General features: G+C 53.5%; 23 protein-coding genes. 9 read left to right on the top strand and 14 right to left on the bottom strand.

The window, feature by feature from the left end; genetic code table 11:
• Positions 1-71: 71 nt before the first annotated feature.
• From LC073_RS14570 to LC073_RS14590, 5 genes are all read right to left on the bottom strand, one after another.
• The gene (locus LC073_RS14570; protein WP_226647981.1) at positions 72-812 is read right to left on the bottom strand and encodes a DUF4194 domain-containing protein; all 741 of its coding nucleotides are present in this window, start codon (positions 810-812) and stop codon (positions 72-74) included.
• The gene (locus LC073_RS14575; protein WP_226647982.1) at positions 805-2,232 is read right to left on the bottom strand and encodes a Wadjet anti-phage system protein JetA family protein; all 1,428 of its coding nucleotides are present in this window, start codon (positions 2,230-2,232) and stop codon (positions 805-807) included. Before LC073_RS14575 ends, LC073_RS14570 begins: the two co-directional genes overlap by 8 nt.
• A gap of 15 nt (positions 2,233-2,247) precedes the next feature.
• On the bottom strand, positions 2,248-2,436 hold the full coding sequence (locus LC073_RS14580) for a DUF3012 domain-containing protein (protein ID WP_226647983.1): 189 nt from the start codon (positions 2,434-2,436) through the stop codon (positions 2,248-2,250).
• 118 nt (positions 2,437-2,554) lie between these two features.
• The gene (gene cysS, locus LC073_RS14585; protein ID WP_226647984.1) at positions 2,555-3,931 is read right to left on the bottom strand and encodes a cysteine--tRNA ligase; all 1,377 of its coding nucleotides are present in this window, start codon (positions 3,929-3,931) and stop codon (positions 2,555-2,557) included.
• An 87-nt stretch (positions 3,932-4,018) separates the two neighbouring features.
• Positions 4,019-5,692 carry a glutamine--tRNA ligase/YqeY domain fusion protein gene (locus LC073_RS14590; RefSeq protein WP_226647985.1) on the bottom strand — a complete coding sequence of 558 codons (1,674 nt, stop codon included), beginning with the start codon at positions 5,690-5,692 and terminating at the stop codon, positions 4,019-4,021.
• Between the two features lie 212 nt (positions 5,693-5,904).
• Between LC073_RS14590 and LC073_RS14595 the strand changes: the two genes are divergently transcribed.
• Positions 5,905-6,414, top strand: a complete 510-nt coding sequence (locus tag LC073_RS14595; RefSeq protein WP_226647986.1) for a peptidylprolyl isomerase — start codon at positions 5,905-5,907, stop codon at positions 6,412-6,414.
• A 35-nt stretch (positions 6,415-6,449) separates the two neighbouring features.
• Positions 6,450-7,175 carry a UDP-2,3-diacylglucosamine diphosphatase gene (locus LC073_RS14600; RefSeq protein WP_226647987.1) on the top strand — a complete coding sequence of 242 codons (726 nt, stop codon included), beginning with the start codon at positions 6,450-6,452 and terminating at the stop codon, positions 7,173-7,175.
• Positions 7,176-7,206: 31 nt separating this feature from the next.
• Here the strand turns inward: LC073_RS14600 and LC073_RS14605 are convergent, their stop codons facing one another.
• From LC073_RS14605 to LC073_RS14620, 4 genes are all read right to left on the bottom strand, one after another.
• The gene (locus tag LC073_RS14605) at positions 7,207-8,136 is read right to left on the bottom strand and encodes an NAD-dependent epimerase/dehydratase family protein (RefSeq protein WP_226647988.1); all 930 of its coding nucleotides are present in this window, start codon (positions 8,134-8,136) and stop codon (positions 7,207-7,209) included.
• The gene (locus LC073_RS14610; protein ID WP_226647989.1) at positions 8,133-8,960 is read right to left on the bottom strand and encodes a glycosyltransferase family 8 protein; all 828 of its coding nucleotides are present in this window, start codon (positions 8,958-8,960) and stop codon (positions 8,133-8,135) included. The genes LC073_RS14605 and LC073_RS14610 overlap by 4 nt, the downstream gene beginning before the upstream one ends.
• A gap of 74 nt (positions 8,961-9,034) precedes the next feature.
• A complete protein-coding gene (locus LC073_RS14615) occupies positions 9,035-10,339 on the bottom strand; it encodes a condensation domain-containing protein (protein WP_226647990.1) in 1,305 nt (434 codons plus the stop codon).
• 12 nt (positions 10,340-10,351) lie between these two features.
• The gene (locus tag LC073_RS14620; protein WP_226647991.1) at positions 10,352-11,626 is read right to left on the bottom strand and encodes an NAD-dependent epimerase/dehydratase family protein; all 1,275 of its coding nucleotides are present in this window, start codon (positions 11,624-11,626) and stop codon (positions 10,352-10,354) included.
• A gap of 398 nt (positions 11,627-12,024) precedes the next feature.
• Here LC073_RS14620 and LC073_RS14625 point away from each other — a divergent pair, with 398 nt between their 5' ends.
• A complete protein-coding gene (locus tag LC073_RS14625; protein WP_226647992.1) occupies positions 12,025-13,176 on the top strand; it encodes a saccharopine dehydrogenase family protein in 1,152 nt (383 codons plus the stop codon).
• A 152-nt stretch (positions 13,177-13,328) separates the two neighbouring features.
• Here the strand turns inward: LC073_RS14625 and LC073_RS14630 are convergent, their stop codons facing one another.
• A complete protein-coding gene (locus LC073_RS14630) occupies positions 13,329-14,612 on the bottom strand; it encodes a condensation domain-containing protein (RefSeq protein WP_226647993.1) in 1,284 nt (427 codons plus the stop codon).
• A 362-nt stretch (positions 14,613-14,974) separates the two neighbouring features.
• Between LC073_RS14630 and LC073_RS14635 the strand changes: the two genes are divergently transcribed.
• From LC073_RS14635 to adiC, 4 genes are read left to right on the top strand one after another with little or no spacing between them, the layout of a single operon-like run.
• Complete coding sequence (locus LC073_RS14635; RefSeq protein ID WP_226647994.1) at positions 14,975-16,672, top strand: FMN-binding glutamate synthase family protein; 1,698 nt, start codon at positions 14,975-14,977, stop codon at positions 16,670-16,672.
• Between the two features lie 27 nt (positions 16,673-16,699).
• A complete protein-coding gene (locus LC073_RS14640) occupies positions 16,700-18,412 on the top strand; it encodes a thiamine pyrophosphate-dependent enzyme (protein WP_226647995.1) in 1,713 nt (570 codons plus the stop codon).
• 47 nt (positions 18,413-18,459) lie between these two features.
• The gene (locus tag LC073_RS14645) at positions 18,460-20,766 is read left to right on the top strand and encodes an Orn/Lys/Arg decarboxylase N-terminal domain-containing protein (RefSeq protein ID WP_226647996.1); all 2,307 of its coding nucleotides are present in this window, start codon (positions 18,460-18,462) and stop codon (positions 20,764-20,766) included.
• Entirely contained in the window at positions 20,763-22,244 is a 1,482-nt protein-coding gene (gene adiC / locus LC073_RS14650; protein ID WP_226648087.1) for an arginine/agmatine antiporter, read from the top strand. Before LC073_RS14645 ends, adiC begins: the two co-directional genes overlap by 4 nt.
• On the opposite strand, the gene LC073_RS14655 is transcribed toward adiC, so the two are convergent.
• Positions 22,234-22,701 carry a putative molybdenum carrier protein gene (locus LC073_RS14655; protein ID WP_226647997.1) on the bottom strand — a complete coding sequence of 156 codons (468 nt, stop codon included), beginning with the start codon at positions 22,699-22,701 and terminating at the stop codon, positions 22,234-22,236. The genes adiC and LC073_RS14655 overlap by 11 nt on opposite strands.
• Positions 22,702-22,789: 88 nt before the next feature.
• Here LC073_RS14655 and LC073_RS14660 point away from each other — a divergent pair, with 88 nt between their 5' ends.
• Complete coding sequence (locus tag LC073_RS14660) at positions 22,790-23,245, top strand: DUF2269 domain-containing protein (protein ID WP_226647998.1); 456 nt, start codon at positions 22,790-22,792, stop codon at positions 23,243-23,245.
• Positions 23,246-23,658: 413 nt separating this feature from the next.
• On the opposite strand, the gene LC073_RS14665 is transcribed toward LC073_RS14660, so the two are convergent.
• The gene (locus LC073_RS14665; RefSeq protein ID WP_226647999.1) at positions 23,659-24,288 is read right to left on the bottom strand and encodes a malonic semialdehyde reductase; all 630 of its coding nucleotides are present in this window, start codon (positions 24,286-24,288) and stop codon (positions 23,659-23,661) included.
• Positions 24,289-24,360: 72 nt separating this feature from the next.
• Positions 24,361-24,822, bottom strand: a complete 462-nt coding sequence (locus tag LC073_RS14670) for a DUF3429 domain-containing protein (RefSeq protein WP_226648000.1) — start codon at positions 24,820-24,822, stop codon at positions 24,361-24,363.
• Between the two features lie 79 nt (positions 24,823-24,901).
• Between LC073_RS14670 and LC073_RS14675 the strand changes: the two genes are divergently transcribed.
• Entirely contained in the window at positions 24,902-25,162 is a 261-nt protein-coding gene (locus tag LC073_RS14675; RefSeq protein WP_226648001.1) for a DUF3081 family protein, read from the top strand.
• Between the two features lie 23 nt (positions 25,163-25,185).
• Here LC073_RS14675 and LC073_RS14680 read toward each other — a convergent pair whose 3' ends face one another.
• Positions 25,186-25,821, bottom strand: coding sequence for a tRNA-(ms[2]io[6]A)-hydroxylase (locus LC073_RS14680; protein ID WP_226648002.1), 636 nt, complete (start codon positions 25,819-25,821; stop codon positions 25,186-25,188).
• Positions 25,822-25,851: the final 30 nt, after the last annotated feature.

A 25,851-nucleotide genomic window follows, 5' to 3' on the forward strand; every position in this document is an offset into this window, starting at 1 on the left:
TTCACACAGCCCCAGGTGGTCGAATATTTCTCGATTTTTTGGCCGGCAGTCCCGGCCATTTTTATTACACCCTAAGAGGCCGCTTCGCTCTCAAACAGGCTGTGGTCTTCAACTTCTGGGGTTATACGTTTGGAGGGTTTTTCTTCCTCAGCATCATCATCCTTCTCTTCGTGGGAAGCCGGTGGAATGTCATTGTCGATCAACTGGCGCAGTACCGACTCGCTGACAAAGTGCGCGATCGTCGGGCGCACTCGCAGCCAGACTTCCGCACTGGTCTCCACTTCTTCGCTGCTGAACTGCACCAAACGCAGCTGGCGTAATTTCTTCAGCAGGTTTTTGCGCTCGGCGTGTTTATCCGGCAGGGACATTTTCAGCAAATTACGCATGCCCAATTCCAGGGCTTCCAGAGACAACGCGGCACAACCGCCCTCATCCACCTGCCCTTCCCGCAGCGCTTTGTCGTACTCCACCCGCAGGGCGAGAATCGCCGCCACTTCCTGCTGACTCAGGCGGGCGCGGAAGCCACCGTGGTGCGGTTCTTCCTGATCCGGCAGACCGGGCACCTCAGCACCGGGCGGGTATACGCGGATAAACTGGAAACGGCTGTCGTGCTGCAAACGCAATCCCAGCGGAGCCAACCACTCGCGCACCAGCGGCTCACAGCGCTGGAAACGATCGTAAAGGGTGGTCTCAATCACGCTTTCATCCCGGCAGATCACACCGTAATCCAACAGGCGCACCATCAGCTCGGAGAATTCACTGCGATTCAGGCGGCATTGCGCCAGAGCCTCTTCCAAAGCCTGTTCAATCACTGTTTTTCAGCTCCAGGATATATTCGTCAAACTCGGTGAAATAATCATTGCTGGCAATTTCACCGGTAAATTTCACCTGCAGATCGGCGGCGCCACTCTGGTTCACCGCGGCCGCTTCGATCACATGGCTCATGGCGAGCAAATCCCGCGCATCCCGCAGTGGCAGGTTGCGGCTGTTGATCTGTCGGCCGGTGCCGAGGGCATCACTCAGATAATCGCGCAGGTGACTGTTGTTGAAGTTAAACGCCTGATCGAGCAGTTGTTGTAGCTCAATCTCGCGGCGGTTTTCTTCACCAATGGGGGTTTCATCTTCGACCCGGGTATTGACCGGCTGGCGGCGGTTGCGCTGCCACAACTGGGTTTGCTTGGGGTCGAATAAGCGCAGCTGAAAACCGCCCAGCTCTTCACCCAGCTGTTCGAGAATTTGTGTTTTTTGCTGGCTTTCGCCAAGGCGCTGGCACAGGTCGGCAAACTCGCCCTCGGCCTGGCTGTGAAGGTAACTCAGCTGGCGAATAATAATATCGGCGCGCTTGGTAAAGCCCTGTAGTGCGCGGCGCAGTGCGGGCAGTTTCACCTCGCAGGCGCGGCGCATGCGGTCCTCGATGGTATCGAGCATCAGCCACAATAAAGACTGCCCCTGCTCCACCAATTCCGGCAAAAATTGGCGCAGGCGCTTTTCCCACTCCGCCTTCTGCACATCCTCTTTGCGGCGAATACGCTCAATCACCCGGTTGATGGCATCGCGGTGCTTTTCCACGCTGTCCGCAGACAAGCGGATAGCCAGATCCGGCTGGAAGCGGCTCTCCATAAAGGAGAAAAACTCATCGGTGGCCTGCTGCACCAGTAACTGGGCTTCCACCTCGCGCACCATTTCCCGCTTGCGCTCTTCCAGCTCGGCAATCATATCGGTGAAGTCCGCCACGATACGCTCGGAATATTCCCAGGCATCGATTAAATCGTGGATTTCACCTCGGCTGGCAAAGGCTTCGAGGGCATTTAAGGTATTGCGGGTGTTGCGGTGGCGGGTGCGCACGCGGGTGCCATTCACTTCCACTAACGGCTGAGTGAAAAGTCGGCCCCGTCGGCTAAATGGATAAGTGGCGGTGAGCGTGGCGCTGTCCACCTGCTTCTCCAGCCAACCGAATTCCACCAAACCGTTCAGTACCCAGACGGCCTGATCACGCAGATTGCGGAAGCGGCCCTCTGGGTCTTGTACACCGTCCTCGCTATCGAGCTGCGGAGCGCGGGTCAGGGCCTCGGCAAAAATTTCCAAGATCTGCTCGCGCAGCAAAGACTCACCGTAATCAGCCTTGGCGGTGTACAGACGCTCGTATAACAAACGCAAGCACTCAACCACCTGCTCGCGGTATTTACCGGTCAGCGGGCGGAAGAAGTGCTGGTAGGAATCGACGAAGAACAACGACTGCAGACCCGCTTATTCTTCTTCCGGCTTTTGATTAAATGTACAGTACTTGAGGTAGTCGCCGGAATCATCCAACGTCCATTGGCCCTTGGGCACTTTATCCATTTTTTCACACCAGGCGTCGGAGCCGCGTTTGGGCTCACAGGCGGTCAGTGCGACAAGGGCTACAGCGGAACTGATTAAAACGAGTACTTTTTTCATGGTTCGCTTCTACAAATGAAATTCGAATGACGTTTTCTCCCCAGCTGCCACGCTGCGACTAGTCAGGGAGAAATCAGTGAGCGTAGTTTAAGGATGTAGTTTAGGGATCAGGAGCGCCCTACTCGCGGCGCCACTTGGTGCCCTCGCGGCTATCCTCAAGCACTACACCCTTGGATTTTAACTCTTCGCGAATCTCATCGGCGCGGGCAAAGTCACGGTTTTTCTTGCTCTGCACACGCTCTTCAATCAGCGCTTCAATTTCCTCTGCGGAAATGGATTCTTCGCCACCGCGGACCTGCTTAAACCAGGCCTCCGGGTCCTGCTGCAAAATACCGAGCATATCGCCAGCGGCCAACAGCAAACCTTTCAAGTGCGCTTTATCGACATCTTCGGCCTTGTTCAAATCACGGGCAATCTGGTGCAACTCGCTAATGGCGATGGGAGTGTTCAGATCATCTTCCAGCGCTTTAAGGAAAGCGGTGTCGGTCAAGTCTGCCACTTGCGCCTCAACCGCTTCGGTTTCACGCAGGGCGCCGTAAAGGGTATCCAGTGTACGCCAGGCTTGATCGAGCAGGTCTCCACTGAAATTCAATTCCGAACGGTAGTGGGCAGACAAGAGCGCAAAACGCAGCACCTCACCCGGGTAAAGCGCCAGCAGGTCTTTCACCATGCGGAAGTTACCCAGGGATTTGGACATCTTCTCGCCGTTGATATTCACGTAGCCGTTGTGCATCCAATAGCGCACAAAGTCCACGCCATTGGCGCAGCAGCTCTGGGCGCGCTCGTTTTCATGGTGGGGGAAGGTCAGGTCGCGACCGCCGCCATGAATATCGATAGTCTCACCCAGATGCTTCTTGATCATGGCCGAGCACTCCAAGTGCCAACCCGGACGACCGCGACCCCAGGGGCTATCCCAACCGGGCTCTTCATCAGAGGAAGGCTTCCACAGTACGAAGTCACCCGCGTATTTTTTATAAGGCGCCACTTCCACACGCGCACCGGCGAGCATATCGTCGAGGGAGCGCTTCGACAGCTGACCGTATTCCTGCATCGACTCCACCGCGAACAGCACATGGCCCTCGACGGCGTAGGCGTGGCCCTTCTCCAGCAGGCTTTCGATCATAGCGATCATTTCCGGCAGGTGCTGGGTGGCATAGGGGACAATATCCGGCTCGAGGTTATTGAGCGCTGCCATATCCTCATAGTAAGCCTGGGCATAGCGGGCTGACAGCACAGCGATCTCCTCGCCATTGTCCCGTGCGGTTTTCATGATTTTGTCGTCAATATCGGTGATATTGCGCGCGTAAAGCACATCGCTGAAATTTCTTTTCAGTAGCCGATAAAGGGTGTCGAACACCACTACAGGGCGGGCATTGCCGATATGCACGCGGTTGTACACGGTGGGGCCACACACGTACATGCGCACCTGATCTTCCACCAGTGGTACGAAAGGTTCTTTCTTGCCGGAAAACGTGTTGTAGACCTGTAGAGACATCTCTTCTCTCAAATTCTTTTGCTGACTGGGCTGGGCCTATCATTGGCCCAGCCTCCAAACACCGCCCTCGGACAGTGACCTGTTATGTTATTTGCTTTGCTCTTTCGCCCAGCTGTCGCGCAGACCAATAGTGCGGTTAAACACCGGCGCTTCCGCGCTGCCGTATTTGCTGTCGCGACAGAAATAGCCGTTGCGCTCGAACTGGTAGCCCTGCTCCGGCTCAGCTTTGGCTAGGCCGATTTCTGCTTTGCAGCCTTTGAGGACTTGCAGGTTGTCCGGGTTGACACAGTCGAGGAAGTTCTTGCCGCCGGCATCCGGCGCCGCATCATTAAACAGGCGATCGTAGAGGCGCACTTCGCAATCGACATTGTTATCCGCAGAAACCCAGTGAATTACGCCCTTGGGTTTAACGCCGTCGGCCGGGTCTTTACCCAGGGTGTCGAGATCGACAGAGCAGATCACTTCCACAATTTCGCCAGCATCGTTCTTCACCACTTCTTCGGCAAAAATCACATAGGCATTGCGCAGGCGAACCTTCTTGCCCAGCACCAGGCGCTTGTACTTCTTGTTGGCCTCTTCGCGGAAATCCTCTTTTTCAATATAGAGAGTACGGCCAAACGGAAGTTCACGAGCTGGCAGATCATCGCGCACCGGGTGGCCCGGTGCCGACAGCAGTTCTTCCTGACCTTCCGGGTAGTTTTTCAGGGTGATTTTCAACGGCTCCATCACACACATTGCGCGCGGGGCTTTCTTGTCCAGGTCATCGCGGATGCTGTACTCCAGCATGCCTACATCCACCACCGAGTCAGAGCGGGTTACACCGATCATCTCGCAGAAATTGCGGATGGAGGCCGGGGTAAAGCCGCGACGGCGCATACCCGAAAGGGTCGGCATACGGGGGTCATCCCAACCATCTACATGACCTTCATCGACCAGCTGCTTGAGCTTGCGCTTGGACACCACGGTGTAGTTGAGGTGCAGGCGTGCAAATTCGTACTGGCGCGGGCGCGAAGGCACCGGCAGGTTCTCGATCAGCCAGTCGTACAACGGCTTGTGATCTTCGAACTCCAGGGTACAAATAGAGTGACTGATGCCTTCAATCGCATCGCACTGGCCGTGGGCAAAATCGTAGCTGGGATATATGCACCACTTATCACCAGTCTGGTGGTGAGCCATTTTTTTGATGCGGTAAATAATCGGGTCACGCAGGTTGATATTGGGCGCGGCCATATCGATCTTGGCGCGCAGGCTGCACTGGCCCTCTTCCATTTCGCCATTTCGCATCTTTTCAAACAGCGCCAGGTTTTCTTCCACGGTTCTTTCGCGGTAGGGGCTGTTTTTACCCGGCTCCTTGAGCGTGCCGCGGTAGTGACGAGCTTCTTCCGCAGACAGATCACAGACGTAGGCCTTGCCAGCCTTAATCAGGTGCAGTGCCCACTCGTACAGTTGATCAAAATTATCCGAGGAGTACTTCGCCTGGCCATTCCACTCGAAACCGAGCCAGGAGACGTCGCGCTTGATCGCATCGACAAACTCTTCCTCTTCCTTAGCTGGGTTGGTGTCATCGAAGCGTAAATTGCAGGTGCCGCCAAACTCCTGTGCCAAACCAAAGTTCAGGCAAATGGATTTGGCGTGTCCAATATGTAGATATCCATTCGGCTCCGGTGGAAAGCGGGTTGCCACCTGGGATACCCGGCCCTCTGCCAGGTCTTCGCGAATAAGGTTCTGTAAAAAGTGAGCGGGCTTGCTCTCGGATGTCATAGGATTCTCTTATTTACAGCTGTGCGAACATAAACGGCGAATTATACCCTAGTTGAGCCACAGAATATCCTATTTAGCTGAGCGTCAGACGATGATTTTTACTGTTGGCGCACACTTTTTAGGCAATCCATTATGATATCGTGACTCGGCGTTTTACAGCTCCTGACGAAAAGGTATCATGCCGGCCGAAATCAACCCTCATAGGACATTTTATGATCACCTTGCACACTACCCACGGAGATATTGCTATCGAACTGGATTTCGACAAGGCCCCAAAGACTGCAGCCAACTTCCTGCAGTACTGCCGTGATGATTTTTACACTGGGACCATTTTCCACCGGGTGATCGACAACTTCATGATTCAGGGTGGCGGTATGACCCCCGATATGGAGCAGAAAGAAACCCGCGAGTCCATTGAGAACGAAGCGGACAACGGCCTGAAGAATGACACCGGCACCCTGGCCATGGCCCGCACCATGGACCCACACTCCGCCAGCTCCCAGTTCTTTATCAATGTAAAGGACAACGACTTCCTGAACTTCCGCAGCAAGGACACTCAGGGCTGGGGTTACTGCGTGTTTGGTAACGTGGCCGATGGTATGGACGTGGTCAACAAGATCAAGAGCGTAAAAACTGGCAGCAAGGGCTTCCACCAGGACGTACCGCTGGAAACTATCGAAATCACCGGCATCAGCATTTCTGACGACTACGCGGATAAGTAATTTTTCGAGCCCTCTCAGGCTCTAAGGCGGGGACATTGTCTATTTATTTTATTTCCGATCTGCACCTCGATGAGAGCCGTCCGGAGATCACCCAGGCTTTCTTTGATTTCCTGCGCGGCCCCGCCGCCGGTGCCGAGGCACTGTATATTCTCGGTGACTTCTTCGAGGCCTGGATTGGCGATGACGACGATGCTCCCCTGATCGATGAAGTGGTGCGGGAGTTGAGCCACTACAGTGGCTCCGGGGTGGAACTGTACCTGATGCACGGCAATCGCGACTTCCTACTCGGTGCCGATTTTGCCCAGCGCACCGGGGCAATATTGCTGCAAGACCCGACCACTCTCACTCTGGCAGGCCAGCGAGTATTGCTGATGCATGGCGATAGCCTGTGTACCCGAGACCAAGAGTACATGGCCTTCCGACGCCAGGCGCGGAATCCCAACTGGCAACAGGGGTTGTTGGCCAAACCGCTCGAAGAGCGCCGCGCTATCGCTGCACAGATTCGCGCCGCCTCCAAAGCCATGAATAGCCGCAAAGCGGAAGACATCATGGACGTCACCCCCGAGGAGGTGGAAAGAGTCATGCTTGAATACAACGCGGACACTCTGATCCACGGCCACACCCACAGGCCAGGCCGCCACCCATTCTCACTCGATGGCGCCCCTGTAGAGCGCATTGTACTGGGAGACTGGGAAAGCAATGCTTGGTGCCTAAAGGCGAGCGGGGAAACATTGGAGCTAATGCATTGGCCAATCGGCTAAGCCCTGGCCGCCACCCCATCAATCCTCCCTGTTAATGGTAGAGTCTTTGTTCGAGCTTCACAGCTTCCGCCAAAAGGCGCAGGCTGTGACGCAAACGCTCAGTCCCACCAAATTGGAATCCTTTACCCTGTAAATAGGCGCAATCCATTACTGCTGGCGGTTCATCCTGGGGTTCTGGGGGTAGAGGGCTACGTTTTCCCACCATAGACTGCAAAATCTCCGCCACCTCCCGATAGCTCACCAGGCGATCGCTGCAATTTACCGCCCGGCCCCGAGCATCCTCCTCAGACAGCACCAACTCTACCGCCCTGGCGACATCTTCTCCATGTACCTCGGTGGCAACTCTAGCTTGGGTATAGGGCTCTCCACTAACCACCGCACGGGCAATGTCATACCACTTGCTACGCTCCAGTGGATTGACTACACCGTAAACTCCGGTGAGACGCAGAGAAACCGCGTGCCATTGACGCTGCTGAGCCCAGGCTGAGATCATCGCCTCCACCGCCGATTTATAAGCCCCATAAAACGTATCGGGCCGCGCCGCCTGATGCTCGTATAAACTGCCGTGCAGACAGCCTGTTGCGTACACCGCCCTACTGGAAATAAAAACAAATTTATCCACGGCCGCTGTGTGGGCCATTTGCATTAACAGCAGTGTACTGTTTAAGTTGGAATCGAGGAACTTGGGGAGATTCTCGCCCTCCCCTCCGCGATAACGACCGGGTAGATGGTCATAGGCGCAGTGCACTATCGCATCCAGCCCTCTAACAAATTTATTTAAAACACTGCGATCCCCCATATCGCCAGCAACCCATTCGAAGTTACTGCCCGCAGCAAAAGGAAATAATCCTGACTTGCGCCCCGAACGAGACAACGCCCGCACCTTGTAGCCATGATCAAGAAAGTAGCGAACAATAAATTGCCCAACATAACCACTGGCGCCAGTGATACCAATAATCACAAACTACCATCCGACGATTGACGCTGCTCACGGGCAAACTGTTCGATTCTCAAGCTGATATCGCGCCCTTGCTTGACCGCCCACCACAACTCGATCAGTGGCCTGAGTTGCTCCGCTTTTGCATGGTCCTTTTGCCAGGGTTTTTCGTATTGATAGTGAATCACATGAATACTGCTCCACAGCCATAATTGCGGTAAGTTCAGGTACAGATACTGCAAAGCATTGTAGATATAAGGTATACCGTGCCAACGGGGAAAAAACGCCTGTAAGAAAGTTTGGTCAGTACGACGCCAAAATACGCCTGGTCGATCCAGGAACTTTAGCATTTTCTGATAAGTACTCTCACAGGGTACAGCGGTGAACAAGCCCGAATTCATCCGCGCAAACCCATCCAAGCCTTCATAGAGGTTAGGGGCGGCACAAAACTCGGGGTACTCCATCAGGTGATCAATATTGCGAAGCACTAAAATATCCGCATCAAGAAACACCAACTTGTCATATTCCTCTAGACGCCAAAGGGCCAGCTTTGAGAAATTATTCAGTGGAATATGGAACTGGGGCTTTTCCCCTTTATCAAAAGGCGCACACCGGTGTAGCCCCTCGCGCCCATGACGCAGAATAAATGCCTCAGATAAATCCGGTGGACTGATCTCCCGCACCAAGCACCCAGAGGATTCCAGATGCTCAGTATCCACACACTCCGCGGCCACCATTGCTATCAGCGGATAGACACTGCCTACCCTCTCCAGTGAGCGCTTAAGAACAACTGCACCAATCACATAATCCGGGCTATTAACGAGGGTAACAAAGGCACAACGAGACATGGCGACAACTGCAAACTACTTGAACTCACTGGGATACGCACTGCCAAGTATTCAGAAAAAACATAAGGGATGGATCACAGAGGAGGCATCTTATCGCCCGAGCCATGGATCGAACGGAGGCGCCATCGATCCATAATGCTTTCCACCTGATTTTGACTGAAACAGTTCACATTATAGATAAAGCTCGCCCTTAGTTGGCCTCCATAAGCCGCCATTGAGAGGTAGATTCCGTAGGGGGTTAGCCGTGTGGGCAGCGGGGTCGTATGAATTTTCAATTTCTCGCCAACCTCCACCCATTCTGAAGTTTCGCCGGTATACACAGCGGTAAAACCCTCGCGGTGCTCTTCCGTTTGAAGAAAAGTAATCAGAAAACAGCTCGAAGCATTGAGGTTATGGCCGATACTGCCATGAGGACCGATAGAATCTGCGGCATAAGCCGTGCGCACTGCGTGTTTGATCTCCTGCGACAACCGGGCCAGCTTTTCCGACCAGGATTCATTCCTGCAAACAGTCAAATTCCCATAACGAAACATAGGCCCCAGAATATACCGATGCTCCCGTTTTAAGCGCAGAGACAAGCTGGTATTCATCCAAAAGTCATAATGGAGAAATTCACATAAAGTTTGTTGGTAAGCCGCACACAAGTAGGCAAACAGACTAACTTCTGCATCATTGGCATTGGTTTGAATCTGTACGAACTCCACCCCCTCAATATTGAGAGTCTCTTCGCCGCAAATAATTGAGGCAATTTCTTGATGCGAAGCTTGCCAGACCGTTTCTCTCTGCAATTCCAATTTGTTGCGCCAGTAATAACTGGCTTTTTGCCCCCGCTCCGATTCGAGATAGGTTTCTTCAAAATTGATATAGTCAGCAAAATCCGTAGTTTCTCCACGGGGCTTATAAGGCTTCCCAGCTCCCATAGTCAGGTAAGCAGTCAATGATTCGGCCCACAATAGTGATAGGCTAATGCCATCGGTAATGATGTGGTGGCACTTGGTCAAGAAAATATATTCATCCTCACCAGTACGAAAAAGGCTGAGGCCAAGTAGTTGATCCGAATTTAAATCCATGGGTGAACTGCTGAACTGGCGCAGGAAGCTGGTGATATCTGCTTCGCTCATATGGCGAATATCCATATAGTCCAGCTCGATATCATCAAAGCTTCGAACAGCTGGCTCATCGTGGTAACGACAACGAAAAATAGGATAGGTATTTACCACCAATGGAACGGCAAACTCAAACAACGCGACATCCACATCACCCTTGATACACATGGCCCGGGCAATCAAGTCCGCCAGCACTTTGCGGTGATGCAGGTTATAAATACTCTGCTCCGTGATAGATAGTGGCACACGCGCGGAGCTGTCCCATCCCGCCATCTCAGACTTCCGCTATTGATTATCAGGCCTGATCAAGCTTGAGGGCCTTTCCAGTAGCCGGCGCATGTGGGGCGCCTCCGCGGCTTGGGTAGGCCCCAGGTCTTTACGTGTACGCCAGTAGGAACGACAGGGAATCAGATCGGGATTACAGCGGTGGGCATATTTTTCAGCAATTTCAGAGATTTCCTCCATCAACCCCTGAGCCAAAAAGGTTGGCTTCAGCCCCAGATTGCAAAGGCTGGCATTCTCCACAAACAATTCATTTTCCGCATCTTCATTACGGGGATTATCGACAAACGCCATTTTGGCCCCACTGGCATCGGCGATCATCTTGGCGAGATCACGTACCCGATGAGTTTCAGTCATCTGGTTCATGATGCGCACACGCTCACCGGGAGCAGGTGGCGAATCTATTGCCAACTGAATACAGCGCACCGTATCGGAGATATGAATAAACGCACGGGTCTGCCCACCAGTGCCATGCACGGTCAATTCATGACCAATGGCAGCCTGCATAAGAAAGCGATTCAGTACAGTGCCGTAGTCACCATCGTAATCAAAGCGGTTAATCAAACGCTCATCCAAGGAGGTTTCCGCGGTTTGAGTGCCCCAGACGATACCCTGATGTAAGTCAGTAACCCGCACACCATCGTTTTTGTTGTAGTAAGCAAAGAGCAGCTGATCCTGAGATTTAGTCAGGTGATAAATACTGCCAGGGTTAGTCGGGTAGAGAATCTGCTGAGAAACCCTTTGACCGTTTTCCAAAGGTATTTCCACATCCAAGTAACCCTCCGGAATCTTCATGCCCGCAGAGCCGTAACCGTAGACTCCCATGGTACCGAGATGGACGATATGAGTATCGACACCGGCATCCACCACTGCAGCAAGAAGATTATTGGTGGCATTGATATTGTTGGAAACCGTGTAGCGCTTATGGCGCGAGGATTTCATGGAATATGGCGCAGCGCGCTGTTCGGCGAAATGTACTATTGCGTAGGGCCGGGTCTCCGCAATCAACTCCACAAGCGGCTCATAGTCACAGGCAAGGTCCAGCTTGCGCAGCTCAATATTAAGCCCGGTCATCTCCCACCAGCATTGCAGACGCTCACCAATACTCTCGATGGGGGTCAGGGACTCCACTCCCAACTCTTCATCTATAAGGCGTCGTGAAAAATTATCTACGATAGTGACAGCGTAACCCTGTCTCGATAAATACAATGCTGTAGGCCAACCGCAGAAGCCGTCCCCCCCCAATACCAAAATGCGGGCATTGTTGTTTTGCCGCATATTTGCCTCCCCAGAGTAAATTCGCGCCAAATACCGAAAGCTATGAATAAATAATATACAAGACCACCCACCAGAAGGATGACAGCTGCTGGTTAGTATCACTGATAAGCGCCTGCAATCCACCCACATTCCACAGAGGAAAAAACTGCGAGAAAGAATAGAAACCTAGGAACTGGGCGGATAAGGAATATAGTCCTGCAAAGAAGGTTGTGCCATTAAAGCGCAAGGAGAGGCTCCCATACGACTATCATTTTTTCACCAAACTCCTCTTTTCCCAGGTCAAATTGGACCTAACCACTACCCTGTTGATTGACCTCCGACACCAAGATTCTCTTGATTTACGCCACCACCCCATTGCATGATCCCCTCTGACCTCAGGGGAGAGGAGTGCGATCCAGGTGATCAACAACCTGAACAAACGCGTATTAATACTTGGCGGCTACGGCAACTTTGGCGCGCGCATCGCGCATATGCTGCGTTCCGAGCCAGATATTCAGCTGATTATTGCCGGCCGTAACAAGGCACAGGCGGACCAGTGCGCCGAACAGCTCGGCGGGCTTGCCGAAGGGTTGCGCCTGGAAAAAGATGCCATCAACCTGTCCGCACAACTAAAAGCCCTTCATCTGGATCTTTTGATTCACTGCGCTGGGCCTTTCCAAAAAGAGAGTGATTACCGGGTCGCCAAAGCCTGTATCGAGTCCCGCACACCTTACATCGATATCTCCGATGGCCGCCGCTTCGTGTGCGACTTCCATCGCCTTTCGCCCGCGGCAGAAGCTGCGGGAATTGCCATGGTATCTGGCGCCAGCAGCCTGCCCGGCCTGAGTTCCGCCGCACTCGCTGAAATCCAGCGGGAGTTACCGGTTATTCATTCTATCGACATTGCGATAGCGCCAGCACACCGTATAGACCGCGGCCTGGCAACCGTTCGCGCCGGTTTTGAATCCCTCGGCCACAGTTTCCCACAGCTGCAACGCGGCCACTGGCGTGAATCTCACGCGGGAAAAAATCTACGCCCGATCAAGCTCGCCCACCCAGTGGGTAAGCGCTGGCTGTGTGACTTTGATGTGCCCGACCTGGAGCTCTGCCCGAAGCATTTTCCCGAGATACACAGCGCCCGTTTTGCTACTGGATTGGAACCACTCACCCTGCAAATAGGCCTGTCCGCCTGTGCGCAGCTAGCTCGCCTACAACTACCAGCAACTACCGCACGCATCGCCCAGCTGGGACTTAAGATCAGCGACCGCTGGCCGGGGGGAACTCCACATGGTGGAATGATCGTCCGTGCCATGGGTGAAAATACCCATGGTGAAACGGCTACACGCTGCTGGCAGGTACTCGGCCTGAATGGTGATGGCCCCTGGATTCCAGCAGCGCCCGCCGCAGCTCTAGCACGAAAGTTTCTGCGTGGTGAAATGGTAGAAGCCGGAGCAAGGGCCTGCTGGAAGCTCCTAAGCCTGGATGAGATTCTGCTTGAGCTAAATGATCACTCTGTTGTTACCTCAATAGAAAGCCACTCCCGCGAGCGCATGCCGGCACTTACCCACTAGAAAATTTTTGGGAGGCCTCTGCCTCTCAGAGGCTCTCCTGGCAAGCTCACGGGCTAAAGATGGAGACTTACAAAGTCATATACAGTTAATTTCACCAGCACTTCTCTGTAATTTACGACTTTGGTTTAACGTCAGCGTATCTTGATAGGCCCCTAATACCCTTTCATTAAAATACAGCGCCAGCGAGCACTAAGTTTTTGAATGGTATCCCGACAAAAGCAATTAGCGTTATAAACAAAATCACTATGAAGATGTCCACTATAGACCGCCAAGGAAAGGTAAATACCATAGGGACTGATTCGGGCGGGAAGATCTATCGAACGTATTTTAATTTTTTCATTAATTGCAATCCATTTAGAGGCTGCCGCACTATAAGCAGCCTGTAATCCTTCTTGACGCACTTCTGTTTGCAAGTAGTTAACTAAATAAGTACAGGGGGCTGGCAAGTTATTACCGATGATTCCATGGGGACCTATTGAATCCGCCACATAAACTGTACGCACGGCATATTGAATTTCCCTGGACAAACGCCGTAATTTTTCCGTCCAGACTTCTTCACTTACCACAGCCATATTTGCCAAGCGAAACATTGGCCCAAAAACCTGCCTATACTCCCTTTTTATCCGCAATGATAAACTCACATTCATCCAAAAATCTTTTTGCAAGAGTTCGCACAAAGCCTGTTGAAATGCGGCACACAGATAAGCAAAGTGACTGACCCCAGCAATCCTAGCGCGCTCTTTTATATGTAAAAATTCTTTCGGTTCCAAGGTATAAGCCAAGTCTTCGCAGTAAAGAGAGACCATCTCTCCCGTAGAAGCCAGCTCAACAGCGTCTCTTTGCCGATTGAGTTTGTCCCGCCAGTACTGCAAGGCTTTTTGCCCACGCTGTGAGTCGATATAGTTATTTTCGAAATTTACATAGTCTGCAAAATCAATCATTTCGGGCTGTGGCCGGAAGCTTGCACCACGCTCGAGACCTAAATAAGCATCTAGAGCTAACTCTAAAAGCAGAGCCAAGCTAATGCCATCGGCAATAATATGATGACATTTTGCTAAGAGGATGTATTCAGCTTCTCCCGTACGAATCAGACTTAACCCCAAGAGTTGATCCGACTGCAATGCTATTGGCGCATTGCTGTATTGAGTTAAAAAACTCATGACATGGGCGCCACTCATCTCACAGACATCAATGATATCCAATTCGACATCGACAAAAATGCGCCTAATGGGCTCCCTAGTATAACGGCAGCGAAAAATGGGATAAGTGTTAACGGTTCTATGAACCGCCTCCCTGAATAGGTCAACTTGGAGGGGCCCTTTAATAGTTATGGCGCGGGCAATCATATCCGCCAAGGCTTTGCGGAAATGTAAGTTGTAGATACTCCGCTCTGTGATTGACAGAGGCACATCTGCAGACTGCTCCCATCCCGACATGCTTCTCTCCTGTGAACACTCAATGATCTTTCTGCCAAACTTCTGCCTAGCAGCTCTAAAATTAGACCGAGACCATTCACGGCGAGCTGCGTTTAATATCTAAGACCATCTTGTCCTGGATAAGAATTTCGAAGTTACTCAGAAACTCCCTTAATGAGTATTGCATGCTCGAGGGGGTCAGAAATGAGTCACTCACAGTGCCGCTCGCCCTGCACTAACTACCCGATAGCATTATTTACACGCCTAGATAGAAGTCGCTTGGCTTGATTCACACTTGGAGCGGCCTGTTTTGCGGCAGATCGAGGGCATATAGCAGCAAAGCCCCTCACGATGATCTAGGTTCATTATCGGAACTCCCTGTAATGAGATTGAACCCACCCACTATGATCATCTCCACGGCCTGGCGCGCCTACGCCAGTAGAAATGGAATCAAGCGCGCAATCATTCCGGTAACCGCCCTGGTTCTGACTCCGATATTTCTAATACTCACCATTGCAGTTGATGCCTGGTGGGTAATCGCCCTGCTGCTGAGCCTGTCATTGGTTCTCCTGGGTATCTACGACATGCTCCAACCCTACTGGAATGTGACACGTAATTTTCCTGTGGCCGGTCGCATCCGCTGGATATTCCTGAATCTACGCCCTTACTTCCGCGCCTATATGGTGGAGGGTGACGAGGAAGGCAAACCATTCAGCTATGAGGCGCGGCGGCTGGTTTACGCTCGCGCCGACGGCTTCTCGGACATGCATCCCTTTGGCACCCAGCTGGACGTGCAGAGCGATGAATATATGTGGCTCACACATTCCATTAATCCAGCCAAAGAAGCAGATGTGAAGTCCCGCATCGAGGTGGGTTCCGGTCGTTGTGCAAAGCCCTATTCGGCCACGCTATTAAATATTTCCGCCATGAGTTTCGGCGCCCTATCAGCCCCAGCCATTGAGGCTTTGAACAAGGGCGCCGCTATCGGCGGCTTCTATCACGATACCGGAGAGGGCGGCATCAGCCCCTATCACCGTAAACACGGTGGTGACCTGGTGTGGGAATTGGGCAGCGGCTACTTTGGTGCCCGTCACGATGATGGCAGCTTCGATCCCGATCTTTTTCGCGAAGCCTGTGATGATCAGGTAAAGATGACCGAAATTAAACTGAGCCAAGGTGCTAAACCCGGCCATGGCGGCGTATTGCCCGGTGCAAAAGTCACCCAGGAAATCGCCTCCACTCGCAAAGTGCAACCAGGAGTGGACTGTGTCTCTCCACGAGCACACTCGATGTTTTCGACCCCCATTGAAATGCTCGAATTTGCCGACCAAATGCGCACCCTCTCTGGAGGCAAGCCGGTAGGCATCAAGCTGTGTGTGGGACAGGTTTTTGAAGTGCTGGCCATTATGAAAGCCATGCTCGAAACGGAAAAGTATCTCGACTTTATCGTGGTGGATGGCGCCGAGGGTGGCACGGGCGCCGCACCGCTGGAATTATCCAACCATGTGGGAATGCCGCTGTTAGCGGGGTTGATCGTAGTGCGCAATGCGTTGGTAGGAACCGGCTTACGGGATAAAGTGCGGCTGGCCGCCAGCGGCAAAATCTACTCCGCCTCTGAACTGGCTGCCTGCCTGGCGATTGGTGCAGATTGGTGCAATGCCGCGCGGCCCTTTATGTTTTCCATCGGCTGTATCCAGTCGCGGCGCTGCCACACCGATACCTGCCCCACCGGCGTCACCACCCAGGACCCTAAGCGCCAGCGCGGTCTGGTGGTGGATGTGCAGAGCAAGCGCGCCGCGGCATTTCAGGCGAAAACCCTGGAGGCCCTGGGAGATATTATCGCCGCCGCCGGTTTAACCGAACCGCGGGATCTACAGCCCTACCACCTATACCATCGCATCAATGGCACCGAGTCATACCCTATCGATCGAATCTGGCATTTCCTCGACGATAAAGCCTTGATAGACGCACCGGATGAGACCCCTTACCGACACTGGTGGCAGGCCGCGAGGGCTAACACATTTAAGCCTGCGGTTAATCTGGCTCATCACGATGATCATTCCGCCTTGCGGCGCCTATAGACCCAGCCCCTTATTGTGGAGAGTTCCATGGAGACCGTTTCGGAGATTGTTGTTGATGCCCTGGTAAAGGCCGGGGCAAAACGCTGCTATGGCATCGTCGGTGATACCATCAACCACTTTACCTCTGTCGTACGCCAGTCCAAGCTGGAATGGGTGCATGTCCGCCACGAGGAGGTGGGCGCCCTCGCCGCCGGCGGCGAGTCCTATCTGAGTGGTGAGTTGAGTGTCTGTGCCGGCACTGCCGGCCCCGGCAGCCTGCATTTTCTCAACGGCATCTTTGAGAGCCACCGCAATGGTGCGCCGGTATTGCTGATTGCCTCCCGTATCGACCGCGCGGAGCAGGGGCTGGGATTTCCACAGGATGTCGATCAGATCAAGCTTTACGAGCAGTGCTCGGTATTCTGTGAAACCCTCTCCGACCCAGAACAGGCACGCCGTATCATCTGCCAAGCCGCCCAGGCCGCACTCAACCACCGAGGGGTAGCCGTGGTTCAGATTAGTGGCGATACATTCAAAACCAAGGTGAAAGACTCAATTCCTTGGGCGGTACATCGCCCCCAGTGGTTAGCGCGCCCCACAGACGAGGAGCTGGATACGCTGGCGGAAAAACTCAATAAAGCGGAAAAGATTGCGATCTATGGCGGCATTGGCTGCCGCTTTGCTCACGATGCAGTGGTCAAACTGGGTCAACACCTGGCCGCTCCAATCGTGCATACCACCCGCTCAAAGGAGTTTTTGGAGTACGACAACCCATGCAACGTGGGCATGAATGGCATTCTCGGCAACCCCGCCGGTTATCGCGCAATCCAGACCTGTGACCTGTTGTTATGCCTGGGCAACGATTTTGCCTACACCCAGTTTTATCCGGAAAAAGCCACCATCATCCAAGTGGACATAGAAGCCTCTCACCTCGGCCGCCGCACCCCCATCCATATGGGCCTGGTAGGCGATATCGGTGCAACCATTGAGGCCCTTCTGCCGAGACTGAAGGCCCGCAACGACAAAAAGTTTCTCCAAGACCTGCTCAGCCGCTATCAAAAAGACCTAGAGCAATTAGAGGAACGCGGCCATGAGCCCGACCCCAAACTGATCCATCCCCAGTATGTTGCCCGGACTCTGGACAAGCTGGCCAGCGACGAAGCCGTATTCACTGCCGATGGCGGTTCCCCCATGGTTTGGTTGTTGCGCCACCTGCGCGCCAATGGCAAACGCTCCTTTCTCACCAGCCTCTCCCACGGCACCATGGCCAATGCCTACCCTCAGGGCCTGGGCATGGCCAAAGCCGACCCCAACCGTCAAGTGATTGCTATGTGCGGCGATGGTGGGATGACCATGCTGATGGGGGATCTATTGACTCTGGTGCAGGAAAAAATACCTCTCAAGTTGCTGGTTTTTAACAATCACTCCCTCGGCTTTGTAGAAATGGAGCAGCGTATCGAAGGGCTGCTGGATAGCTATACCGATCTGCAAAATCCCGACTTCAGTCGCATGGCGGAAGTGATCGGTATCCACGGAGAGAAGGTCGAAAAAGCCGGGGATCTGGAGGATGCCATGAAGCGATGGTTGGCCGCGAAAGGGCCAGCCCTGCTGGATGTTGCCGTAAATCGCCTGGAACTGGTTATGCCCCCAGAGGTAACAGCCCAGCAGGTGACTTCGACAGCACTGTTTGGGCTCAAAGCCATCCTCAGCGGACGAACGGATGAGGTGGTCGACCTTCTGAAAGACAACTTCCTGCGCTGACGCGAGCCACCCAGCTTGCCCCGAGACGCAACCCAGGCGGGAGGTCCATGCACCAACTCGGAAAACAAGTACCCACCGGGATGCTGGCCCTGCTCGCCAGCGGAGAGATCGCCAGCAACAGCGCTTCGGGTCGCGCCGCCGCGCGCCTGCAAGAGGAGCTGGCCGAGCGCCGCATCGACCTGATCACCACGGTCTCCAGTGACGACGCCAGCGCCATGCTACGCGCCAACCCAGCGATACAATGCTTGTTGCTGAACTGGGAGCTGCCGGGCAGCGGCCATTTGCCCGCACTGAATGTGCTGGAACAGCTGAGGGCGCGCAATTTGCAACTGCCGGTATTCTTACTGGCTGATCGCGAAACCGTCAGCAATATGCCACGCCGCGCCCTGGAGTTGGCGAATGACTTTATCTGGATACTGGAGGACACCCCCACCTTTATCGGCGGGCGCATTCAAGGCGCGATTGAGCGATACAGCCGCGCGGTACTGCCACCGATGTTTGCCGCCCTGACCCATTTTGCCCGCGTGCATGAATACTCTTGGCACACACCCGGCCATACCGGCGGCACCGCATTCCTAAAATCCCCCGCAGGCCGCGCCTTCTACGATTTCTTTGGTGAGAACATGCTGCGCTCGGACCTGTCCATTTCTGTGACAGAGCTGGGTTCCCTGCTTGATCACACCGGGCCAATCGCCGCCGGAGAGCGCTACGCGGCCAAGGTATTCGGTGCTGACCGTACTTACTATGTCACCAACGGCTCCTCCACCTCCAATCGCGTGATTGTGATGGCCTCTGTGACCCGCGGCCAACTGGCCCTGTGCGATCGCAACTGTCACAAGTCGGTGGAGCACGCCATCACCATGTCCGGCGCCATCCCCACTTACCTGGTGCCTCTGCGTAATCATTACGGTTTGATCGGACCGATTCCCCCGGATCAGTTGACGAAGGAGGCGGTGTCCCAAGCGATCCAGAACAATCCCCTGGCAGGCACCGCCGACAGCCAGCGCGCGGTGCATGCGGTTATTACCAACTCCACCTATGACGGTCTCTGCTATAACGTGCGCCGGGTGGAGGAATTGCTGGGTGAGTCCGTCGACCGACTGCACTTTGATGAAGCTTGGTATGCCTATGCGCGCTTCAACCCCATCTACCGGGATCGCTTCGCTATGTATGACAGCGATGATACCGAGCCCCATGATGGACCGACCAAATTCGCCACCCAATCCACCCACAAACTGCTGGCAGCTTTATCACAGGCTTCCATGATCCACATCCGCGACGGGCGCAGCCCCATCGAACACGGCCGCTTTAACGAAGCGTTTATGTTGCACGCCTCCACCTCGCCGCTCTACTCCATCATGGCTTCGAATGATGTCAGCACCGCGATGATGGACGGCCCCGGTGGCACGGCACTCACCGGTGAATCCATTGCCGAGGCGGTGGCTTTTCGCCAGGTGCTGGCACGGCTCAAACGGGAGTATGAAGACAAGGGGGAGTGGTTTTTTGACGGTTGGCAACCGGATCAGGTGACTGACCTATCGAGTGGCCAGAAATACGCCTTTCACAGCGCACCCATAGAGCTGCTCTGTAACGAAGCCAGCTGCTGGCTGCTGAACCCCGGCGACTCCTGGCACGGCTTTGGCGAGCTGGAGAAAGGCTACTGTATGCTCGACCCTATCAAAGTCTCAATCACCACCCCAGGCATGCAGCGCAATGGCCAACTCGCACAATGGGGTATTCCAGCGGGCATTATCAGCAAGTATCTGGATAACCTCGGCATCATTGTCGAGAAAACGACCGACTTCACCATCCTATTCCTGTTTTCCATAGGTATTACCAAGGGCAAATGGGGCACGCTGATCAATGCACTGCTCGCCTTCAAACGAGACTATGACGCCAACCACCCCCTCAGTCAGTGCCTGCCCAATCTACTGGCCAAACACCCTGGCTATAGCGATATAGGTCTGCGGGACTTGGCGCAAAGAATGTTTACCCGTATGAAGGATCTGCGCAGCACGGCGAAAATGTCCGCCGGTTTTTCCGCCCTGCCCCAGGCCGATTGCAGCCCAGTGCAAGCCTATGAAGCCCTGGTGCGCGGCGAAGTAGAGTTACTCCCTCTCGGTCAACTGGCCGGACGCAGTGCAGCCACCGGAGTAATTCCCTACCCACCCGGCATTCCTCTGCTGATGCCGGGGGAAAACTTTGGCAGTGAGGGCAGCCCCGCCCTGGAGTACTTGCGGGTATTGGAATCCTTCGACCGGGAGTTTCCCGGTTTTGGCCACGATAACCACGGAGTGGAAGTACGCGAGGGGCACTACCATATCTACGCCCTGAGCCGGGGGGCCACGCCATAGCTCCCCAGACTGCGGAGAGTAACAAGATCGGACTGGTACCCGCCACGCTGATGGTGGCCGGCAATATGATGGGTTCCGGGGTATTTATGCTTCCGGCCAATCTGGCGGTTGTCGGCAGTATTTCCCTGGTCGGCTGGCTTATCACTATCGTTGGCGCCGTATCACTTGCATTGGTTTTTGCCCGCCTTGCCGCCCTTGACCCCGCTGCCGGAGGGCCCTATGCCTACGCACGCCAGGCCTTCGGCGACTATATCGGCTACCAGACCAACCTGGTGTATTGGCTGGCCAATGTCATCGGTAACGTCGCCCTGATTACCGCCGGACTAGGCTACATCACCCATTTCTTCCCACCGCTCAAAGACCCCTTTACCTTTGCCCTGGCCCAGGTGGCACTGATCTGGCTGCTCACCTACGCGAATATCTTGGGGCCGCATATCGTCGGGCGAATACAGTCTCTCACCACCAGCCTGGTTCTGATTCCGATTCTCGGCACTGCCCTTTTTGGGTGGTTCTGGTTCGACAGCCAGACTTTCAGCGCTGGCTGGAATGTCTCCGGCAAGAGCAATACCAGCGCAATCATGACCACTTTAACTTTTACCCTGTGGGCGTTTATTGGGGTAGAGACTGCCTCCGTGTCCACCGCAGTGGTAAGGAATCCCAGTCGCAATGTACCCATCGCCACCGTAGGTGGGGTGCTGCTGGCATCGGTAGCTTATGTGCTGAGTTCTTCGGTCATTATGGGCATGCTGCCCAACAAGGCGCTGATCGCCTCTTCCGCACCCTTTGCCGATGCGGCGCGCCTGGCACTAGGCAATACTGCGGCGAATATTGTGGCCATCTGTGCGGCTATCGGATGTATCGGATCACTCGGTGGCTGGATTCTTTTAGTGGGTCAATCTGCCAAGGCCGCCGCCGATGACGGACTCTTCTCCAAAGCCTTTGCCAAAACCAACTCAAAAGGAGTGCCTTCTGGCGGCCTGACGCTGGTAGCCATCCTGATGTCCTTGCTGGTGCTCGCTACTATTTCTCCTAGCGCCAGCCAACAGTTCGGCAAGATTGCCTCGGTAGCAGTCATCATGACACTGCTACCCTATATCTACTCTGCAATCGCTTTGCGAGTGCTCGCCTACGGCAAGATGCCGCACCATCAATACATTCTGTTTACCGTAATACTGCTAATTGCCGCCATATATTGCTTGGTGGCACTGGTAGGCTCAGATGGACAGCAGACGCGATGGTCACTGATTTTTGTCATCAGCACCGTTATTTTCTATGCGTTGATATTAAATCGCCGGCGCAGCGTTGAAGAAAGGCACCTACTGCCCGGTGGCCCAGAACCCAGATGGGTACACTATTTTACCCTGGGGGCGACGATCACCGCACTTTGCGTATTTTTCTGGTATTCAGTTGGCCAATATACGGATTTAGAAATTCGCCTGCGCGATCCTCTGCCACTGGAACAATCAATTAATCACTGAATACTCGTTGGATAATTTCAGCTACTCGCTGGGTAATACCATAAGAATTTGATTCCCTATTTCCAGCCACATTTAACACACCAGGTCTATTTTTCTCGATAAATGTACGTAATTTTCCGCAGCAGTTTTCCCCGGGGTCAACTATTAAGAACGGTTTGCCCATTTCCCGGCAGAACTGGATGGCATAATAAGTACCGTCGCTGCAGACATTGTCGGTAAAAATTAAAGTCGCATCCGAGTTGCGTATATTCTCCCGCGTTCGCTCCGCCAAATCGTTGGTCTCTAGCTCAATTAACCCAAAGCCTTTCAGAAATTCTGCGCGTGCTCCCACTTCGGTCAAATAGCCTTTCGGTGCCGCGCCACCTGTGGCAATACCCAGGCATTGCCCAGCGATCAATCCGCCGGTGTCCGCTCCAGTTTGCCCACCACTGATGATTTTTTCCGGTTTGAAGATCATGCTCAAAGAAAACCTATGAAAACCAATAGGATTGAAAATTCCCGCTCAAAGCCCTACCTTACTCCCGCTTAGTTTGGTCAGCGCGCTTATGAATTACTATCTCCTACTCAAGACATTACACATCCTTTGCGCCATTATCGTACTCGGTACCGGCACCGGGATTGCCTGGTATACCTTGCGCGGCTGGCTGTCCGGCGATTCACAGGTGATTCAGTGGGTGAGCAAGGAAACGGTACGAGCAGACTGGATTTTTACAGGCAGCGCAGTACTTGGACTACTGGGAAGTGCCATGGGCATGCTGCTGATTAATCCCGCCTGGATGCAGCAAATATGGCTGCAACTAGCTGCGGGGCTGACCCTCGCCGTCTTTTTACTGTGGCTACCGGTAGTCTACCTGCAATATCAGTTGCGCTCTCATGCCAACCAGGAGAATAACCACGGTAAAATTCGCAAAATTATGCGGACATGGTGCCTACTGGGTGCGCTGGCTTTCCCCCTAACGATTGCGATCGTTTACCTGATGGTCTCCAAACCCTCTTTTTAGGCTAAATCGGAAACTAAGCAGTCTTTACTTGATACAGATTGCGTACTAAGCCCAACTGACCTACCTTGTGAAAGTCTTATCATCCAGCTTGGCTTTACTGAACGATAGTCTCTTTTATAAAAGGGGCCTATTCATGATTTTTCTGGCATAGCAGTCCAACAGCATCTGGTATGCCTGAAAAATACTTAAATGCTCAGAAGAGACACAGCATAAATACTCAGCTTCCTACAATGTGAGAAAACGCTCGACGACCCGCCAACTCGTGTCACGTCCAAATAACTCATATAGAATTTCTTCTTCCCTGAGGAAAAATATTTCTCAGGCCGAGAAATATTTTTTAGCTGGCTATGAAACGTTAATCCAGCCCACTTTTAACATACCGATAAAAACCAAGCGGCTTTTACACCTTACCGCTAAACGACCCGACAGACTTCATCGAATTCAAAACGAGGATTGCGTGGGTGTAATTTGGCATCCACTCCGTATCCGAGATTACAGAGGAAGTTGGATTTAATATGGCTCTCAGGGCAGTGCTCCTGTACAAATGCAGGCGCCGAGGATTTATCGCTAAAGAATTCGTGATCCACCAGTGCATTATCAAAACCCGACATGGGACCGCAATCGAGGCCGAGGGCCCTCGCCGCCAAAATAAAATAGCCTCCCTGAATTGAACCATTGCGAAATGCCGTGGTTTCTGCCAGCTCTGGATTATCGGCAAACCATTCCCGGGCCGGTGCGTGGGGAAACAGCTTGGGGAGATGTTCATAAAAACGCATATCGTGCGCAATAATTGCCGTAACCGGAGCCGACATGGTTTTTTCAATATTGCCCTCATTCAAGGCCGGTTTGAGTCGAGCCTTGCCCTCCTTGCTCACAATAAAAACAACCCGCATCGGGCAACAGTTGGCGCTGGTGGGTGCCATCCTGACCAAGTCATGTAACTTTTTCAGCAGCGGCTGCGGCACCGGTTTATCCTGCCAGTAACTATGTGTTCTGGCGTCAAAAAATAATTGGTCTTGTGCTGGGGGGGTAATCGGATCCATTCCTGGCTTTTCCTTGTCGGTTTTCTGGTAGAGGTCTATTTTCAAAACGGCTAAGAAACTGCCACCAGAGACCTAAGACAGCAGCATCATGCCGAGGTGACAGGCAATCACAAAATAGGTCACGATACTGCGCGTGCGGAAGTATTGCTCCCGACCCGGCAGGTTCGGATTCAAGCGAGCCTCCATCCAGGCCACAAATGCGAAACCAATTGCGAGGATGGGCAACCCCCAGGCGCTTTGATACAAAAGCAATCCAATCCAGCCGGCCAGAGCCACTAAATTACTGAGAAATACCAGCGCAATCCGGTGCGGATGACCAGGCCGGTTAAGCGCGCCGCCCCACCAGATGCCACATAAAAAGCTGAGTATCACCGCGCTGTAAGCGGAAAAAAATAGGCGGGCATCGATGCCCAGCAAGGAGGCTTCGGCTATCTGCAGCAATAGTCCGATAACAAAAGGACATAGCCCCAAATAAGCCAGGATGTCAAACAGACGGGTATCGACCACCGGCTGCTGATAGCCGCTACTATCCATGCTGTCTAATATTCCATACAGTAAGGGAGAGAAATTTCCGACATCGAAACAACAAGTCTAGCGGCACGGGGAAGTCAGTATGGACAAGGAGAGCAAAATTGACGTCAAACAGGCCTTGCGGGTATTTGATCGAGTCACCCGCGAGGGACAGAAAGAAGCCGATGGTTGGCATTATCAGGGTCTGACTGTAAGCACCGACTTTGACGGCTATACCGTCTTCATCAACTCAGACAAAGTGAAGCTCACCGTATTTTTTCACAATAAGTTTTCTGTGGACTACGGGAGCGACAGGGATCTGCAGGACTTTAACCGCTTACTGGCCAGTCTGGACCAGAGCTGAAGCTGGGCTATATAAAGCGCACCTTAAGCTTTGCCAGGCACGCCGCTGTGAAAACGAAACTCGCCATCGCCACTCAGCACAAGCTCCTTCTCGAGCTGTAACAAGGCTTGCACTCGAGGCTCTATATCCTCATCGGCAGCTTTTTGTGCAAGGTGTAGATAATCGCGAAAGTGGCGGGCTTCTGACTTCAGAAGTGAGAGATAAAATTTCTGCAGCTCTTCGTCCAGGTGTGGCGCAATACGAGCAAATCGCTCACAGGAGCGCGCCTCAATGATGGCCCCACAAATCAGAGTATCCACGAGACGCCCAGGCTCCGCGGAGCGCACCTCTGCACGCAGCCCGGCGGCGTAGCGGGAGGCACTGACGTGGGGATAGGCAATGCCGCGCTTTTCCATAATTGCCAACACCTGCTCAAAGTGGCGTAACTCCTCGCGGGCCAAACGCGACATCTTGTGCAGCAGCTCAAAATCCCCCAAATAGCGAAACATCAGGTTGAGTGCCGTACCCGCCGCTTTCTTCTCACAGTTGGCGTGATCCACCAGCATCATTTCCGGCTCGGCTAGTGCCGCCTCAATCCAGGCATCCGGGGTGGCACACAAGAGGAATTTATGGATCGCGGACAAATCGGGAACTAGAGCACTCATGGGATCGGTATTCATCTGGCATCAATCATTTGGCGCGGGATTATA

Source organism: Microbulbifer variabilis (assembly GCF_020524905.1).
GTDB lineage: Bacteria > Pseudomonadota > Gammaproteobacteria > Pseudomonadales > Cellvibrionaceae > Microbulbifer > Microbulbifer variabilis_A.

What these genes read in the sequence shown, in the direction of transcription:
- LC073_RS14580 (WP_226647983.1), bottom strand. Translation starts at nt 2,436, where the DNA reads ATGAAAAAAGTACTCGTTTTAATCAGTTCCGCTGTAGCCCTTGTCGCA.
- cysS (WP_226647984.1), bottom strand. Translation starts at nt 3,931, where the DNA reads ATGTCTCTACAGGTCTACAACACGTTTTCCGGCAAGAAAGAACCTTTC.
- LC073_RS14590 (WP_226647985.1), bottom strand. Translation starts at nt 5,692, where the DNA reads ATGACATCCGAGAGCAAGCCCGCTCACTTTTTACAGAACCTTATTCGC.
- LC073_RS14595 (WP_226647986.1), top strand. Translation starts at nt 5,905, where the DNA reads ATGATCACCTTGCACACTACCCACGGAGATATTGCTATCGAACTGGAT.
- LC073_RS14610 (WP_226647989.1), bottom strand. Translation starts at nt 8,960, where the DNA reads ATGTCTCGTTGTGCCTTTGTTACCCTCGTTAATAGCCCGGATTATGTG.
- LC073_RS14615 (WP_226647990.1), bottom strand. Translation starts at nt 10,339, where the DNA reads ATGGCGGGATGGGACAGCTCCGCGCGTGTGCCACTATCTATCACGGAG.
- LC073_RS14620 (WP_226647991.1), bottom strand. Translation starts at nt 11,626, where the DNA reads ATGCGGCAAAACAACAATGCCCGCATTTTGGTATTGGGGGGGGACGGC.
- LC073_RS14630 (WP_226647993.1), bottom strand. Translation starts at nt 14,612, where the DNA reads ATGTCGGGATGGGAGCAGTCTGCAGATGTGCCTCTGTCAATCACAGAG.
- LC073_RS14635 (WP_226647994.1), top strand. Translation starts at nt 14,975, where the DNA reads ATGAGATTGAACCCACCCACTATGATCATCTCCACGGCCTGGCGCGCC.
- LC073_RS14640 (WP_226647995.1), top strand. Translation starts at nt 16,700, where the DNA reads ATGGAGACCGTTTCGGAGATTGTTGTTGATGCCCTGGTAAAGGCCGGG.
- LC073_RS14645 (WP_226647996.1), top strand. Translation starts at nt 18,460, where the DNA reads ATGCACCAACTCGGAAAACAAGTACCCACCGGGATGCTGGCCCTGCTC.
- LC073_RS14655 (WP_226647997.1), bottom strand. Translation starts at nt 22,701, where the DNA reads ATGATCTTCAAACCGGAAAAAATCATCAGTGGTGGGCAAACTGGAGCG.
- LC073_RS14660 (WP_226647998.1), top strand. Translation starts at nt 22,790, where the DNA reads ATGAATTACTATCTCCTACTCAAGACATTACACATCCTTTGCGCCATT.
- LC073_RS14665 (WP_226647999.1), bottom strand. Translation starts at nt 24,288, where the DNA reads ATGGATCCGATTACCCCCCCAGCACAAGACCAATTATTTTTTGACGCC.
- LC073_RS14670 (WP_226648000.1), bottom strand. Translation starts at nt 24,822, where the DNA reads ATGGATAGTAGCGGCTATCAGCAGCCGGTGGTCGATACCCGTCTGTTT.
- LC073_RS14675 (WP_226648001.1), top strand. Translation starts at nt 24,902, where the DNA reads ATGGACAAGGAGAGCAAAATTGACGTCAAACAGGCCTTGCGGGTATTT.
- LC073_RS14680 (WP_226648002.1), bottom strand. Translation starts at nt 25,821, where the DNA reads ATGAATACCGATCCCATGAGTGCTCTAGTTCCCGATTTGTCCGCGATC.